The sequence below is a fragment of the Arthrobacter sp. KBS0703 genome (assembly GCF_002008315.2).
Taxonomy (GTDB): domain Bacteria; phylum Actinomycetota; class Actinomycetes; order Actinomycetales; family Micrococcaceae; genus Arthrobacter.
The window spans coordinates 852,735-867,294 of record NZ_MVDG02000001.1 but is presented as its reverse complement, the minus strand read 5'-3'; the positions used below and the strand labels follow the sequence as shown (position 1 = coordinate 867,294).

At 65.0% G+C, this 14,560-nt stretch carries 13 protein-coding genes; 1 reads left to right on the top strand and 12 read right to left on the bottom strand.

Features of this window, described 5'->3' with window-relative positions:
* Positions 1 to 20: 20 nt before the first annotated feature.
* From B1A87_RS04070 to B1A87_RS04060, 3 genes are read right to left on the bottom strand one after another with little or no spacing between them, the layout of a single operon-like run.
* Positions 21 to 326 (bottom strand): hypothetical protein, encoded by a 306-nt coding sequence (locus B1A87_RS04070; RefSeq protein WP_144275716.1) that lies wholly within the window; start codon positions 324 to 326, stop codon positions 21 to 23.
* Positions 317 to 1,141, bottom strand: a complete 825-nt coding sequence (locus B1A87_RS04065) for a glycosyltransferase family 2 protein (protein WP_144275715.1) — start codon at positions 1,139 to 1,141, stop codon at positions 317 to 319. The genes B1A87_RS04070 and B1A87_RS04065 overlap by 10 nt, the downstream gene beginning before the upstream one ends.
* 12 nt (positions 1,142 to 1,153) lie before the next feature.
* Positions 1,154 to 2,272 (bottom strand): glycosyltransferase family 4 protein, encoded by a 1,119-nt coding sequence (locus B1A87_RS04060; RefSeq protein ID WP_185982228.1) that lies wholly within the window; start codon positions 2,270 to 2,272, stop codon positions 1,154 to 1,156.
* Positions 2,273 to 2,384: 112 nt separating this feature from the next.
* Here B1A87_RS04060 and wecB point away from each other — a divergent pair, with 112 nt between their 5' ends.
* A complete protein-coding gene (gene wecB / locus B1A87_RS04055) occupies positions 2,385 to 3,449 on the top strand; it encodes a non-hydrolyzing UDP-N-acetylglucosamine 2-epimerase (protein WP_078028002.1) in 1,065 nt (354 codons plus the stop codon).
* Between the two features lie 122 nt (positions 3,450 to 3,571).
* Here wecB and B1A87_RS04050 read toward each other — a convergent pair whose 3' ends face one another.
* The 9 genes from B1A87_RS04050 to B1A87_RS04010 form a co-directional block, all read right to left on the bottom strand.
* Positions 3,572 to 5,563, bottom strand: a complete 1,992-nt coding sequence (locus B1A87_RS04050; protein ID WP_078028003.1) for a DUF6541 family protein — start codon at positions 5,561 to 5,563, stop codon at positions 3,572 to 3,574.
* An 83-nt stretch (positions 5,564 to 5,646) separates the two neighbouring features.
* Positions 5,647 to 6,375, bottom strand: coding sequence for an ABC transporter ATP-binding protein (locus B1A87_RS04045; RefSeq protein WP_078028004.1), 729 nt, complete (start codon positions 6,373 to 6,375; stop codon positions 5,647 to 5,649).
* Complete coding sequence (locus B1A87_RS04040) at positions 6,375 to 7,280, bottom strand: ABC transporter permease (RefSeq protein ID WP_139362785.1); 906 nt, start codon at positions 7,278 to 7,280, stop codon at positions 6,375 to 6,377. Before B1A87_RS04040 ends, B1A87_RS04045 begins: the two co-directional genes overlap by 1 nt.
* Positions 7,277 to 9,307 carry a glycosyltransferase gene (locus tag B1A87_RS04035; RefSeq protein ID WP_078028005.1) on the bottom strand — a complete coding sequence of 677 codons (2,031 nt, stop codon included), beginning with the start codon at positions 9,305 to 9,307 and terminating at the stop codon, positions 7,277 to 7,279. The genes B1A87_RS04040 and B1A87_RS04035 overlap by 4 nt, the downstream gene beginning before the upstream one ends.
* Positions 9,304 to 10,488, bottom strand: a complete 1,185-nt coding sequence (glf, locus tag B1A87_RS04030) for a UDP-galactopyranose mutase (protein WP_078028006.1) — start codon at positions 10,486 to 10,488, stop codon at positions 9,304 to 9,306. The genes B1A87_RS04035 and glf overlap by 4 nt, the downstream gene beginning before the upstream one ends.
* 173 nt (positions 10,489 to 10,661) lie before the next feature.
* Positions 10,662 to 11,840, bottom strand: coding sequence for a glycosyltransferase family 4 protein (locus tag B1A87_RS04025; protein ID WP_078028007.1), 1,179 nt, complete (start codon positions 11,838 to 11,840; stop codon positions 10,662 to 10,664).
* Positions 11,837 to 12,832: a Gfo/Idh/MocA family protein gene (locus B1A87_RS04020; protein ID WP_078028008.1), complete on the bottom strand. Its 996-nt coding sequence runs from the start codon at positions 12,830 to 12,832 to the stop codon at positions 11,837 to 11,839. The genes B1A87_RS04025 and B1A87_RS04020 overlap by 4 nt, the downstream gene beginning before the upstream one ends.
* Positions 12,832 to 13,923 (bottom strand): DegT/DnrJ/EryC1/StrS aminotransferase family protein, encoded by a 1,092-nt coding sequence (locus tag B1A87_RS04015; RefSeq protein WP_078028009.1) that lies wholly within the window; start codon positions 13,921 to 13,923, stop codon positions 12,832 to 12,834. The genes B1A87_RS04020 and B1A87_RS04015 overlap by 1 nt, the downstream gene beginning before the upstream one ends.
* Entirely contained in the window at positions 13,920 to 14,519 is a 600-nt protein-coding gene (locus B1A87_RS04010; RefSeq protein ID WP_078028010.1) for an acyltransferase, read from the bottom strand. The genes B1A87_RS04015 and B1A87_RS04010 overlap by 4 nt, the downstream gene beginning before the upstream one ends.
* Positions 14,520 to 14,560: the final 41 nt, after the last annotated feature.

Genomic DNA, 14,560 nt, shown 5'->3' with positions numbered 1-14,560 from the left:
CGGCAGCGGGCCGCCAAGGCTCAGACGAGCAGCGACGCCGCGATGAACCTGAGCGGGGACTCCGGGTTGAGGTTGTTCCTGATCCCGCGGGCGAAAAGCGTTTCGGGCCTGCCGAACCTACGCCGTGCTGCGGCCGCGGCCACGAGCGCCGCAGGCTCGGCGCCGCCGTCAAGAATGGTGTCGAGCAGGCGGCGGTCAGCGATGGCCATCGGATCCGCCGCGCCGGGGGCAGCGGCAAGCAGGCTGCGGGCGACGGCGGCCAGTTCCGCCATGTCCGCCGCGGACCAGCCCCCATCGTCGGCCCGCACCCTGTCTCTTATACACATCTAGATGTGTATAAGAGACAGACCCTGAGGAGCTTGACCACGATGGCCCGCCTGCCGGTGTCCGTGAGCCCCTTGAACCAGTCGGAGGCCACCAGGCGCGTCGCAAAGGACAGTTCGTCGGTGACGGGCCGGCGGGTGTAGGTGACGCGGTCCTGCGCGTCCGCGCCGACGACATAGTGGCCGGCGCCCCGGGCGTAGTCGATCCGTCCGCCGCCGAACCACAGCCGGGAGGAGAACTCCTGGTCCTCTCCTGTCTTGAGTCCCGCAGTGAAAGCCAGGCTGTGGCGCTGGATTTCCTTCGTGCTGATGAGTCCCAGCGGCGCGGTGCGGTAGGACAGCCGGTCCCGGACGGGGTCGAGCCGGCTCTTGCGTCCGGCTCGGACGGGAGGGGTGCGGATCTTGTTGCCGTCAGCGTGGCGCTGCGGCGCAATGACTGCGGCGGCGCCGCCGTCGCGGGCAACTGTGAGCCACTGCGCGAGCGCGCCCGATTCCAGGTAGTCGTCGCTCCCCATGATGCACGCGTACTCGCCGTCGGCCGCTGCGATGCCGGCGTTGAACGGGCCCGCAGGGCTGGGAATGCCGTCCTGGCAGGTGAGCCAGCGCACCTGCTCTGCGGTGTCGGCCGGAAGGCGCCTGCGGATTGCTTCGGCTTCTATGTTGTGGCAGACAACGGAGACGCGGACTCCGCCGTCCTGATTGGCCGCCAGGCCGCCGTCAAAGGCTGAGGCCACTGCCCGCTCGATCGGCCTGCCGGAACTGTGTACGGCTATGACGACGTCGACTGCAGGCGTAAACCCTGTACCCGTATTTTGCACTTGCTCAGGCTATCACTGCGCTATTCGGGCGCCGCCGGCCTTCCGTTCGCTGACGTCCGTGTAGATGTCGTCAAAGAGTCCGGCGACGGTTTCGGGAGAGAACCGACGCCGGATCGGCCCGGCAATGACCCTGGGCTCTTCGTTCCGGAACCGGTCCCGAACCTCCAGAATCGCCTGTCCCAGCGACTCGGGCGTCACGTCGTCGACGAGACGGCTGTTTTCCGGCGTCGCGTAGTCGTCATAGCCGCCCACGTGCGGGGCAACGACGGGGCGCCCGGCACTCATGGCCTCCGCCGCGGAAGTAAAGAAGTTTTCCTGTTCTGTCGGCAGGAAAAACAGATGGGCGTGGTCGAAGAGGGCGAAAACTTCCGCCGGGGCAACGTTTCCCAGCAACCGGACGTAGGGAGTCAGTCCGCACGACGCAATGAGTGCCTCTACCTCGGCCCGCTGGCCACCGTCCCCGGCCCATTCCAGCTCTACGTTGTGGCCCTGGCCACGAAGCCAGGCGACCGTCTGGACGGCGAGCAAGGGCCTTTTTCGCGGGATGAGACCGCCGACGGCCACCAGCCGCAGGGGATCCAGCGGCGGGTACGGTGCCACCGGCCTCTCGTTCGGCACGACGCACGGAACCACGGACGCCGCCTGGGGACGCGAGAACTCACTGAGCCTGTCCGCCAGCTGCCGCGTCACTCCCGTCACGTGGTGGGGCAGGCGGAGTACGTGCCTGAGCCAGGCTATCCGTGGCCAGACTCCGCCAACGCTTTCCGGGTTGGTGACGCCGTTCCAGTGCTCCGTATGGACCCATGGCCGCCGACGCAGAGACCAGGGCAATGCCGCGACGAGGGCACTGGAGAACGCCATGGTGTGCAGGACGTCGGCGCTTCGCAGGGCGGATGAAATCTGCCGCACGGCGCCGATCAGGGTGAGGGGCCGCCGCGGGTCCAGGCCGATGCGGGTCACCGGGATGCCTTCATACTGCCCGGTCTCGGGGTGCTGCGAACGCCCCAGCCGCACGTGCAGGACCTGTACATCGTGGCGGCGCTGGATGGCCTTGGCGTGCTCTAGGTTGAAGGGTGCCTCCGTCGGTCTCGGCTCGCTGGGAAACCACGTAGTAACCACAAGAATTCGCACCGACAAGACCTCACTGTGTAAACCGCAGCCCGCATGCCGGGCACAACGCCGAATCCATCGTACCGGAGGGGCCAGTCCGGAAAAGTTGGAGGCTGCCTCTAAACTAGAAGCCATGCGTATTCTCAGCGTCGTTGGCGCACGTCCCCAGTTTGTAAAGCTCGCGCCGATCGCGGCGGCCATGGAGGGCCAGGCGGAACACCTGATCGCCCACACCGGCCAGCACTATGACGAACTCATGAGTGATGTGTTCTTCCGGGATCTTGGGATCCCGGCACCGGACTTCAACCTCGGAGTTGGCTCTGGCAAGCACGGCGCCCAGACCGGTGCCATGCTGCATGGACTCGAGGCAATCCTGGAGGAATCAGCTCCGGACTGCGTGCTGGTCTACGGCGACACCAATTCGACCCTCGCCGCTGCCATCGCCGCCATCAAGATGCACATCCCGGTGGCACACCTCGAGGCCGGTCTCCGGTCCTTCAACCGCCGGATGCCCGAAGAGCACAACCGCGTCCTGACCGACCACAGTGCAGACCTCCTGCTCGCGCCCACCGAGGTGGCCGTCAAGCACCTGGCCACGGAAGGCCTCGCGGAGAGAACCGTTCTGGTCGGCGACGTCATGACGGACGTGCTCTTCAAAGTCCGCGACCTGCTCGACGCCGGCGACCAGCCCCTCCCCGTCGACGCGGCGCCGGGCGAGTACTACGTCTGCACCATTCACCGGCCCGACAACACCGACTCCCCGGAGCGCCTGGCCGCCATCATCAGCTCCCTGGCGAGCCTGGAGAAGCCGGTATTCCTGCTGGCACACCCGCGGCTCGTCAGCCTGGCCGCCAAGCACGGGCTCGACCTGGAGCAGGGATCGGTCCGGGTGGCAGCTCCGCTGGCCTACCCGCAGCTTGTCAACGCCGTGCGGAACAGCGCGGGCGTCATCACCGACTCCGGCGGACTCCAGAAGGAAGCCTTCCTGCTGCGCACGCCCTGCACTACCATCCGGCCGGAAACGGAATGGGTGGAGACCGTTGAGCTGGGTTGGAACGTGCTGGTCAGCAAGGACCTGAGCATCCTCGCCGATACCGTACGGCGGCCGGCGCCGGCCGCAACGGACGCAACGCCCTACGGTGACGGCCATGCGGCCGAGCGTACGGTGGCTGCCCTGCTTCAGGCGTTCGGAAGCTAATCCCGCTCGGGCCCGTTGGCCACGGCCAAGGACTGGCAACGAAAAGACCTCCGGCACCCGCAGCTATCAAACTGGCGGCGCCGGAGGTCTTTTCCTGTTCCTGGCCTGGCTGCGTTCCCGGACTAGCTGCAGGCCACCACTTTGTACAGCTTGGCGGTTCCCTGCTGATCCACGAGCTGAACAGCCTTGGATGACTCCAGGTTCTGGAGGCCCGGGTAGGTCCTGCTGGACGGGTGGTTCAGCAGGTATTGCTGGCCGAAGTCCAGCGCATAGGATACTTTCGTCTCGCGCACGGCATCGCAGACGCGGGCGGACGAATCGGCCTTAGCGAGGGCCTCAGCAACAACCCGCATGCTTTTCGTTTCCCGCTGGCCCATGTGGAATTCCAGCACCTTGCGGTCCGCAAAGGCATAGGCCAGGGCTCCGCCGTTCCACGGATTCACCGCGATGACCGCGTCCTGGGGCACCTCGGAACCCATGCGGGCCAAGAGCACGTACTCATCCGAGGACAGAATGGAATCCTTGGTATCGCGCTCATAAAACACCTGGCCGGACGCGACGTAGTCGCGGACCGGACCGGTCTGCGTGGCCCAGGCAAGCACCACAACGGCAATGACGGTCCCCGCCAGGCCGGCAACAGCGGCAGGGCGCGCTCCGGCCACGGCGTTTCGGGGCATCCTTGACACAATGCCCCCGAACGCCGCCTTGGCGACGTCCGCGACGGCCAGCATGCCCACAGCAGCGAGCACCACGGTGAATATCGGCAGATACGCCGCGAGCCGGTTCGTGTCCTGGTACCACGTGCCGGTGAAGAATGCCCTGGCCCACCCGGCCTTGAATCCGGCGTCGACCACGTAGAGGAACCCTGCCACAAAATAGCAGCCCAACAGCCAGATCTGGGTCCGCTGCCGGATGATCCGAACCATTCCGATCAGCGCCAGCACGGAGATCGCCAGCGCCACGTCAGTCTTCATCGGTGCATTCGCCAGGACTTCGCCAACTGATCCTGCAACTGTCTGGTGGGCGGCCCATCCGTTGTAGGCGCCCGGCCGGAGCTTCTGCCATGCAAGTAGTGCAACGACCACACTGGCGACCGTCACAGCGGCCGTCACGGCGAACCGTGCGAGGGAGGCCTTGTTGCGGATCTGTCCGCGAACGTGGACGGCCAATTTCCAGACGAGGATAGGGGCGCTGAAGGCGAGCAGCGCGTTGACCGCGCTCATGTGGGACAGCGCAAGGCCCGGAATTCCCAGCACCAATGCGGGCAGCGCGCGAACCGTCGGCACCGGAAGTGTCGGGGCCAGTTTGCACACGAGGATCACGGCCGCGATGCCGGCAGGCAGGGCACTCACCGAAAGGAGATTGGGAAAGAGGGGTCCCCAGACCAGCAGGAGGTACGGGAACGCCATGAGGCCCGCCGACGCCACCCCTGCCGCCAGGAGGCCGATGGGCCTGGGGCCGACGACCACCCTCGTAAGGAAAACCAGAGAGATGGGCCAGATGACGGCAGATGCCACAAGGTTCACCACGTTGACAGAGACCGGAACGGCCGCACCCGTCAGCTGCGTGACCAGCGCGGCCAGGGAATGCCACTCGGCCGGGTAGACGGAGGACAGTCCGCCGGTTCCGCCGGCCATGCTGCCGAGATTCAGCGAAGATGCGTTGCCCGTGTCCAGGACGAAGCGGACGGCGTTCAGGTGAAAGACGTTGTCATAGCGCTGGGAAATGTTGTCCGGGGCGCCTACCAGCTGGATGACACGACGGGCCGTCAGGAATCCGCCGACGGCGATGGCGGCGGCAGTCGCCCCCAGGACTGCCCAGCTGTCGCGAACCTCGGTTGCCGTGATCTGCCTGCGCACCCAGGCTGTGCGGGTTGCCGCGTAAGCCGCGGCCGACACCAGCAACGTGGCCGCCAAGACCACCCAGATATTCCAGCTGATCCCTACGAACGGAGCAAGGACGGCAGCGACGCCGGTGATGGAGAGCGAGAAGAGCGGCGCGAACCCGAGCAGGCTCGAGCGCCGCAAGCCCATGGACCAGGCCACTGCGGCGCCCGGGAGCAGCACCACAGCCACGGCAACGAGCAGAGCCGGCAGTGTGGACAGCCAGGACACATTTCCTCCAAGAGTTTGAGCAGGGGCGGTCCGGTTGTCGCCGGTGTGCCCCGGGGGGGTCGTTCGCGAGTAGTGCAGTTGCTTTAGCGGTTCCGCAGCCGGCTGATGACGTGGCCCACGGGGCCGTCCATCACAACCGAGCCATGTTCCAGCAGGATTCCGCGTTCACACACGTGGGCGACCAGGTCGAGGTCATGGCTGACGACGATCAGCGTTTTTCCCGCTGCCGCCAGTTCCTTGATCTTTGCCAGGCACTTCTTCTGGAAGGGTTCGTCGCCCACGGCCAGGATCTCGTCGACCAGGAAGACGTCCGGGTCCGTGTGGACTGCAACGGAAAACGCCAGCCGGAGGTACATGCCGGAGGAATAGAACTTCACTTCGGTGTCAATGAACTCGCCGATCTCGGCAAACTCGACAATCGAGTCGAACTTTTCCTTGATCTGCGCTTCGGTCATGCCGAGGATGGCGCCGTTGAGGTAGACGTTGTCCCGTCCTGAGAGGTCAGGATGGAATCCCGCACCCACCTCAATCAGCCCTGCTACCCGGCCGCCGGTGCGGACCGTGCCCGAATCGGGCAGCATGACCCCGGAAATGTGCTTCAGCAGCGTCGATTTGCCGGAGCCGTTGAGGCCCAAGAGCGCCACCGTCTCACCGTGCTCGACGTCGATCGAAAGGTCCCGGAGGGCGTGGAACTTCTTGGAGAGGTCACCCTTGCGGCCGCGCATCAGCCACACGAGGGCTTCCTTGAGTGACCTGGTGTGCCGCAGGACAAACTGCTTGTTGATGTTGCGTATTTCTATGGCGGTAGTCATCACAGCTCCTGCGCGAAACGGCCTTCGAGCCTGCGGAAGGTCCACTGGCCGAGGAACAGAATGAGCAGCGACACCAGCAGGCCCACCGGGATCCACAGCGTGACCAGGTTCGGCGGGCTGCCTTCCGCCCCGGACGTCGTGGGCAGCCAAAACGCGTGGTGGAACGACTCGACGGCGATCGTGATCGGGTTGAGCTGGTACACGGAAAACCAGAGGTCCCCCGCCTTGGCCTGGACCATGTGCCACGAATACAGCACCGGCGAAACCCAGGTGGCCACCATCAGCAGGAGGTCCACAAAATTCTCCGAGTCCCGGAAATATACGTTCACGGCCCCGAAGAAGAGCCCCAGTCCGGTGGCAAGCAGGGCAATGATCAGGAAGCCCGCAACGGCGCTGTACGCCTCAAGGAGTCCCGGGCGCCAGCCGCTGAAAAGGCAGGCGATCACCAACACGAACATCTGCGGCAGGAAATGCACCGCAGACACCCACACCGATGAGACCGGGAACAGCTCACGGGGCAGATAGATCTTGTTGATCAGGCCGCTGTTGTTGACGATCGAGCGCGTCGCCGTGCTCAAGGACTCGGTGAAAAAGTTCACCAGGATAATCCCGGAGAACAGGTACACGGCGTAGTTCGGCAAACCGCCCCTGTTGCTCGGGCTCTGTTCAAGCCCCAGGAAGACGCCGAGGGCAACGTAGAACGCAACGAACTGAACCCCGGGTTTGACGTAGGTCCAGAGCAGTCCCAGCACTGACCCCCGGTACCTGATCCTGAGTTCCTTGCGGACCAGGAGCTTCAGGAGGAACCGGGACCGGAACACATCGGCAAGCCCGTTCCCGGTTCCCGGTACCACCAGGGCACGCGCGGCATCCTGGTGCGTCGGGGAGGTGTGTCCGCTAGTCACTGATTGGATTTCCGTTGATCGGGCGCGGAGTCGGTCATGGACTCAAACGTCTTGAGCCAGGCTTCCGGCGACGTGAAGTTGGGCAGTTCTTTCTTGTAGGACGCCGAAAGCTCGTCCCAGCGCGCCAGCACACGGGCGTGCAGCGTCAGGCTGCGAAGCAGCTGCTTGCGGAAGCGGACGTTGTCCCGGCGGTACCAGGATGCGCCCGTCCCGTCAGACGCCGAGACGATGGCCGAATCCAGGTGGGACAGCCGCCACCAGCGGGCATCCGCCGCAGGCACAACGGCCTCGGGGTTCTGCGACGCTGCGGTGTTGACGCTGCGCAGCTGGCGAAGGGCGCCGGACATGGCACTGGAGATGGTCTGCGCGAAGTTCTTGGGGCGGGACGGAACCATGCCGAACTTCGGCAGGTGCACCCTCTTGACCGGGGGAAACTCCGTGATGTCCTTGGTGACCTGGGCATCCGGGAAACCCGAACGGACCTGGCGGATCTCGGGGAGCTTGCCGCCAATTGTCCGGTGCAGGTGGGAGGGACCGTCGAGCAGGTCCTGAAGGGCACGGTTGCGCAGCTCTACAGCCGAGTACTGCAGCGAGAGCAGATGCCGGACGTCCTGGAGGAAGCTCTCGATGGGCAGCCGGCCGCCCTTTTCGTACTGCGAGTAGAGCATGGCCGCGACCCACCGGTTGCGCTGGTGGAAATAGGCCTGCCAGTCAATGGTGTCGTCCTTCTCGGTCCAGGGCATGTGCCATACGGCCGCCCCCGGAAGGCTCACAGTGGTGTACCCGTTGGCCTTGGCCCGGATGCCGTACTCGACGTCGTCCCACTTGATGAAGACCGGCAGTGCAAGCCCGATCTCCCTGATGATCGACGTCGGGATCAGGCACATCCACCAGCCGTTGTAGTCGACGTCGATACGGCGGTGCATCCAGGGTGTGGTGCGAAGGTTGCCGGAGGCGAAATCGTGGGCGATCTGCCCTTCCCCGATCGGCTCATACTGGAACCGGTACTCGTTGATGCCCTCGCCGAAGTTGTGGATCACCGAACGCTCAAAGAGATTGAACATGTGTCCGCCCACGATGGTGGCGCTGCGGGTGAAGTCAGCGAAGTTGACGGCGCGGAGCACGCCCTCAGTTTCCACCACGACGTCGTCGTCCAGGAGCATGACGTACTTGCTCAGGCCGTCCTCCACAGACTCGTGCATTCCGCGGGCGAAGCCGCCGGAACCGCCCAGGTTGCCCTGCTCAATGAGCTTGAACTTGTCACCGAGGACAGCCGCGGCTTCTTCGAAGCCGGGCTCGTCACGGACTTTCTGGGTACCCTGATCGGTGACGATGAGGCGGTCCATGACTGCCACCAGGTCTTCCGACTCGGCGAACGTGCGCAGGTGCTTGACGCAGTAATCCGGGCGGTTGAACGTTGTGACCGCAATGGAGAGCGTGCCCGGGGTGAAGCCTTCGGTTTCGGGAACCGACCAGTCAGCCTGCTTCAGGGTCACGTCTTTGCCGTGCGCGACGAGGTCGAACCAGTACCACCCGCCGTCGGCGAAGTTGGTCAGCGGCAGCTCGCAGGTCGCGGTGGCACCGCCGGTGGCATGCATGCTCTGGACACGGTTTGAGCTGCCCCGGGGGCTGGACTTGTAGACAATGACCGTTACTTCGGCATCCACTTCAATGCTGAGCCGGACCTTCTGAACGTCCGTGTGGGCGCGCCAATAGCTGGCGGGGAACGCATTGAAATACGTTCCGAAAGAAACCCGGCGGTGCGCAGGGAGTGACAGCTGGCGGCGGTCAAGGATGAAGTCCGCGCGGAGTTCGCTGCGCTGGGCAGCTACCACCGGTGCTGCCGCCGCCCGCTTGGAGCCCGCGTCCTGCGTTTCGACGACGCGGCGCGCGGCGTCGAAGTCCACATACAGCGGAAGGGTGTCGGTGTCGCCGTCAACCGGGAAGACCACACGGTGAACTGTCTTCCAGACGGTGTCGCCGGTGCCGGACCCGGTTTCTTGCCGGAATTCTGTCGCTACGCTCATGCGTCTACTCCTCCGCTTTCCAGCTTCGCCCCGCCGCTGAAGTGCGGCTTGATCTTGTTGTCAAACATGCTCAGGGCCGATCCGATGGCCATGTGCATGTCAAGGTACTTGTAGGTGCCCAGCCGGCCACCGAACAGCACTGAATCCTCGTCACGGGCCAGGTCCCGGTAGGCCAGCAGCTTCGAACGGTCGACGGCGGTGTTCACGGGGTAGTACGGCTCGTCACCCTTCTCGGCGAAACGGGAGAACTCCCGCATGATCACCGTGGCGTCCTTCGTGTAGTCACGTTCGGGGTGGAAATGCCGGAACTCGTGGATCCGGGTATAGGGGACTTCTTCGTCCGGGTAGTTCATTACGGCGCAGCCCTGGAAGTCCTCCACGGGAAGGACCTCCTCCTCGAGGTCGATGGTGCGCCAGGAGAGGTCACCTTCGGCGTAGTTGAAGTAGCGGTCAACCGGTCCCGTGTAGATGACGGGAACCTGGCCGCGCACCGACGCCTGACCGAACTCGCCGCCGTCGAAGAAATCGGTGTTGAGGTGAACCTCAATGTTGGGGTGGTCGGCCATGCGTTCAATCCACGCGGTGTAACCGTCCACCGGCAGGCCTTCATAGGTGTCGTTGAAGTACCGGTTGTCGTAGTTATAGCGGACCGGGAGGCGGGAAATGATCTCCGCCGGGAGGTCCTTCGGGTCCGTCTGCCACTGCTTGCCGGTGTAGTACTTGATAAACGCCTCGTAGAGGGGACGGCCGATCAGCTGGATGCCTTTGTCGTTCAGGTTCTGCGGGTCAGTGCCCGCCAGCTCCCCGGCCTGTTCCTGGATCAGCGCCCGTGCTTCCGCCGGCCCCATCGAGGCCCGGAAGAACTGGTTGATGGTGCCGAGGTTGATGGGCATCTGGTACACCTCGCCCTTGTGGCTGGTGTAAACCTTGTGCTGGTAGTTCGTGAATGCCGTGAAGCGGTTCACGTATTCCCAGACCCGCTCGTTCGAGGTGTGGAAGAGGTGGGCTCCGTAGCGGTGGACTTCGATGCCTGTTTTGGCTTCATTTTCGCTGTACGCGTTCCCACCGATGTGGTGCCGGCGGTCCAGGACGGCAACCTTAAGTCCAAGCTCCGTGGCGGCGCGTTCCGCGATTGTCAGGCCAAAAAAACCCGAACCGACTACGACGAGATCAGCGTTCACAACTCTCCTGTGTGTTTTGGTGGCAGGCATGGACAGCCCTATCTGCCGGGTCTAGACTACCCGAACTTGAAATTTGTCACGCATTCCGGGGTGGCTTCAGGGCGCTTGCCGAGAGGCTCCGGGGCCCGTGCGGCCGCTGGAAAATCAACCCGCCGGCGCTTCACGGGCCACCCTTAGCGCCCGGACTGCGCCACCGCCAGAACTGCGGCGGCAGCATGCTGACCGGAGTTAGCCAGCGACGCGTGGCGCTCAACCCAGCCGGCCCTGGCATCCCGGCTGCCGTCGTCGTCGCCATTGTGCCGAGCGTCCAAGACCCGGCGCATGGCTCCGGCAACGCTGTCGACGTCGTACTTTGCCGCTTCGCCGAGTCCGTTGTCGGCGACGAGTGCCGCGCCTTCTCCGGTCCCGGCGAAGATCACGGGGGTTCCGCACCCGGCCGCCGCATAGATCTTGGTCGGTTTCGCAAAGTCGTAGCCCTGGCCCGGCTTGATGCTGACCAGCGCCCCCGATGCCCCGCGGATCCACTGCGCCGCCTCTGCCGGCGGAATGACTCCGCCGAAGTGAACGCGGCCGGGAGCCGTCTGCGCCGCGAGTTCCCGCAGATGAGGCTCATCGGACCCCTGCCCGAAGAACCGGATGCTGGCGCCGGGGTGCTCGGCCAACACCGCCGGCAGCGCACGGATGAAGATGTCGGCCCCCTGCCACTCGGACATGGTTCCGGTGTACACGAAGTACGGATCGCCCGTCCCGGCTGACTCGCCGGCCGGGCCGAAGACGGAGGTGTCGATGCCGTTTCCGACAACAACAACACGGTCCGCGGGGACGCCGAACTCCCCCACCTTCTCCGCCACAGCGTCGGAAATGGCGATCACCTTGGCGGCGCGGCGCAGCGCGAAGCCTTCGGCAGCCCGCATCACGCGGATGACAATGCCCGGCACGTCCGTGGCGGACAGTGCTTCGGTCCAGATGTCGGCGGCGTAGTACACGAACGGCCTGCGCCGGAGCGCCGAACTCAGGGCCACCATCACCCCCGTGGTGGGAGGCGGTTCGGAGACGACGACATCCGCCGGCGAGAACAACAGGCGGAAGAATGCCGGCAGATCGAAGCTCATGTACTGCACGTAGCCCCGGACGTTGCCGCCCGCGTCGCGAAGCACCGGCCACCGGGAAAGCTTGTACGGCGCCGTGAAGGCCGGCGAACCGTGTGGCGGCCGCGTGGTCAAAACACTGACCTCCGCGTCCTGTGCCACGAGTCCGTCCACCAGCGCCTGCAGCCTGAATGATGCCGCGCCCACCTCGGGGGTGAACAGCCGCGAGGCTACGGTGACCTTGAGGGGTCTCTTGTCAGTCACGAAGCGGCAATCTCCACGATCTGCCGGCTCGTGGCGGATTCCAGCACGGCTTCGGCAACCCGCAGGGTGTCGAGCCCTTCCTGCATGGTGACCACGTCGCTGCGCAGCCCGAGGACGGCGTCCCGGAAGGCTTCGTGTTCGGTCCGCAGCGGTTCGGGCTTGGGGATCGCAAGGCGGGTGACGTTGCCTTCCGAGACACCCCGGAACGCGGCCATCGATTCCCACTCAGTGGCGACGGTGCCGTTCTCGAAGAACGTCAGGTCTGCGGTGATGGTGTCGGCCACGAAGGCGCCCTTCTCACCGGTGACAATCGTCAGGCGTTCCTTCATCGGGGAAAGCCAGTTGACCAGGTGGTTGGTGATCACGCCGTTTTCGAGGTGTCCCGTTGCCGCGACCATGTCCTCGTGCGGGCGGCCGCTGCGGGTGGTGATGTGGGCAAAAATCGACTGGAACCGGCTCTGGGCCAGCCAGGCCGTCAGATCGATGTCGTGCGTGCCGAGGTCCTTGACCACGCCGACGTCGGCGATGCGGGCCGGGAACGGCCCCTGGCGCCGGGTGGCGATTTGGTAGACCTCGCCGAGCTCGCCGGCCTCAATCCGTTTGCGCAGGGACTGCAGCGCGGGGTTGAACCGTTCGATATGGCCGACGGCTCCGACAAGCCCTTTGGCTGCAAACGCATCAACCATCCGCTGGCCCGCTTCGGTGCTCGAGGCGATGGGCTTTTCAACCAGCGTGTGGACACCGGCTTCGGCGAGGGCGAGCCCCACTTCCTCGTGAAGTCCGGTGGGCACGGCAACGACTGCCATGTCGATGCCCACGGCGATGAGTTCCTCAACGGAAGACAGCACGCTCAGCGGGCCGGCAACTCCGTGGGGATCCCCATAGGAGTCCGCAACGGCCACCAAGTCAACGCCGTCGAGCTCCCGGATCACGCGGGCGTGGTGACGGCCCATCATTCCCAGGCCGATCAGGCCAACGCGAAGGTTTCCCATCAGGCGCCTGCCTGGACGAGCTTGTTGACCGCCGTGACGATGCGTTCCAGGTCAGCCTGGCTCAGTGACGGGTGGACCGGCAGGGAGAGGACTTCCTTCGCGGCCATTTCGGTGTTGGGCAGGTCCTCCGCGCGGTTGAACGACGGAAGACGGTGGTTGGGCACCGGGTAGTAGACGCCGGTGCCGATGTTGTACTCCTCGCGTAGGGCCTTCGCCAGGCCGTCGCGGTCCTCGGTGACGCGGATCGTGTACTGGTGGTAGACGTGCGAGGCGCCTTCGGCGACCGTGGGCGTGCCCACACCCTCAAGGTTGTCCGTCAGGAACGCGGCATTCTGCTGGCGCTGTTCCGTCCAGCCCAGGACCTTCTTCAGCTGCACGCGCCCGATCGAGGCGTGCAGGTCCGTCATCCGGGCGTTGAAGCCGACCAGCTCGTTTTCGTACTGCTTCTCCATGCCCTGGTTCCGCAGGAGCCGCAGGTTCCGTTCCACGGTGGCGTCCGGGGTGGAGACCATGCCGCCCTCGCCGGAGGTCATGTTCTTGGTCGGGTAAAGGCTGAACATGGCGAACTTGCCGAACGTTCCGACCTTCTTGCCCTTGAAGCTGGCACCGTGGGCCTGGGCGGCGTCCTCGTAGAGGTCGATGCCGCGTTCTTCAGCGAGCTTGGTGAAGCCCTCGACGTCGAACGGGTGGCCGTAGAGGTGGACCGGCATGATGCCCTTGGTCTTGTCCGTGATGAGGGAGGCCACGTGGTCCACGTCGAGCGTGTAGTGGTCCAGCTCGATGTCGGCAAACACGGGGGTGGCACCGGTGAGCGCGACTGAGTTGCCGGTTGCGGCAAAAGTGAAGGAGGGAACGATGACTTCGTCGCCAGGTCCGACGCCGGAGGCAAGAAGGCCCAGGTGCAGTCCGGAGGTGCCGGAGTTCACAGCTACGGAGGAGCGGCCGTCCAGGAGGACGTCAGAGAACTCCTTCTCGAATTCCGCGACCTGCGTGCCTTGGGCGAGCATTCCTGTTGCCAGAACGGCGTCGACGGCGGCCCGCTCGTCGTCACCGATGATCGGCTTCGCGGCAGGAATAAAGTCGTAGCTCATGCGTTCTCCTCAGATTCTTTCAGGGAATTTCCGTCTTCAATGTACTTGGCGCCGGTGGCAGGGCAGACCCAGAAGTCGCCCTCCTGCCGCAGCGGTTCGCCTGCCTTCCCGACCCAACCCAGTCGGCGTGCAGGAACGCCCGCTACCAGGGCAAACGCCGGAACGTCCTTGGTGACCACGGCGCCGGCCGCAACCGTTGCCCAGCGCCCGACAGTCAGCGGCGCAACGCACACGGCCCGCGCACCGATCGAGGCGCCGTCTTCGATGGTGACGCCAACGGGGGTCCAGTCATGGGCGCTCTTCAGCGAGCCGTCCGGGCTGACGGACCGCGGGTAGGTGTCATTGGTCAGCACCACGGCCGGGCCGATGAAAACCCCTTTGCCGAGCTTGGCCGGTTCGTAGACCAGGGCGTAGTTCTGGATCTTCGTGTTCTCACCGATCTGTACGCCTGTGCCAACGTACGCGCCGCGGCCCACGATGCAGTTCTCGCCAAGGTTGGCCCGTTCGCGCACCTGGGCAAGGTGCCAGACCTTCGTGCCCTCGCCGAGTATTGCCTGGTCCGAAACGTCGGCGCTGGGAGCAATGGTCGTCGTCATAGTTTGGTTCCTCTCAAGAGTGCCGGCGCCGCGGCCAGCGG

What these genes read in the sequence shown, in the direction of transcription:
- B1A87_RS04035 (WP_078028005.1), bottom strand. Translation starts at nt 9,307, where the DNA reads ATGAGCGTAGCGACAGAATTCCGGCAAGAAACCGGGTCCGGCACCGGC.
- B1A87_RS04045 (WP_078028004.1), bottom strand. Translation starts at nt 6,375, where the DNA reads ATGACTACCGCCATAGAAATACGCAACATCAACAAGCAGTTTGTCCTG.
- B1A87_RS04010 (WP_078028010.1), bottom strand. Translation starts at nt 14,519, where the DNA reads ATGACGACGACCATTGCTCCCAGCGCCGACGTTTCGGACCAGGCAATA.
- B1A87_RS04015 (WP_078028009.1), bottom strand. Translation starts at nt 13,923, where the DNA reads ATGAGCTACGACTTTATTCCTGCCGCGAAGCCGATCATCGGTGACGAC.
- wecB (WP_078028002.1), top strand. Translation starts at nt 2,385, where the DNA reads ATGCGTATTCTCAGCGTCGTTGGCGCACGTCCCCAGTTTGTAAAGCTC.
- B1A87_RS04020 (WP_078028008.1), bottom strand. Translation starts at nt 12,832, where the DNA reads ATGGGAAACCTTCGCGTTGGCCTGATCGGCCTGGGAATGATGGGCCGT.
- B1A87_RS04070 (WP_144275716.1), bottom strand. Translation starts at nt 326, where the DNA reads ATGTGTATAAGAGACAGGGTGCGGGCCGACGATGGGGGCTGGTCCGCG.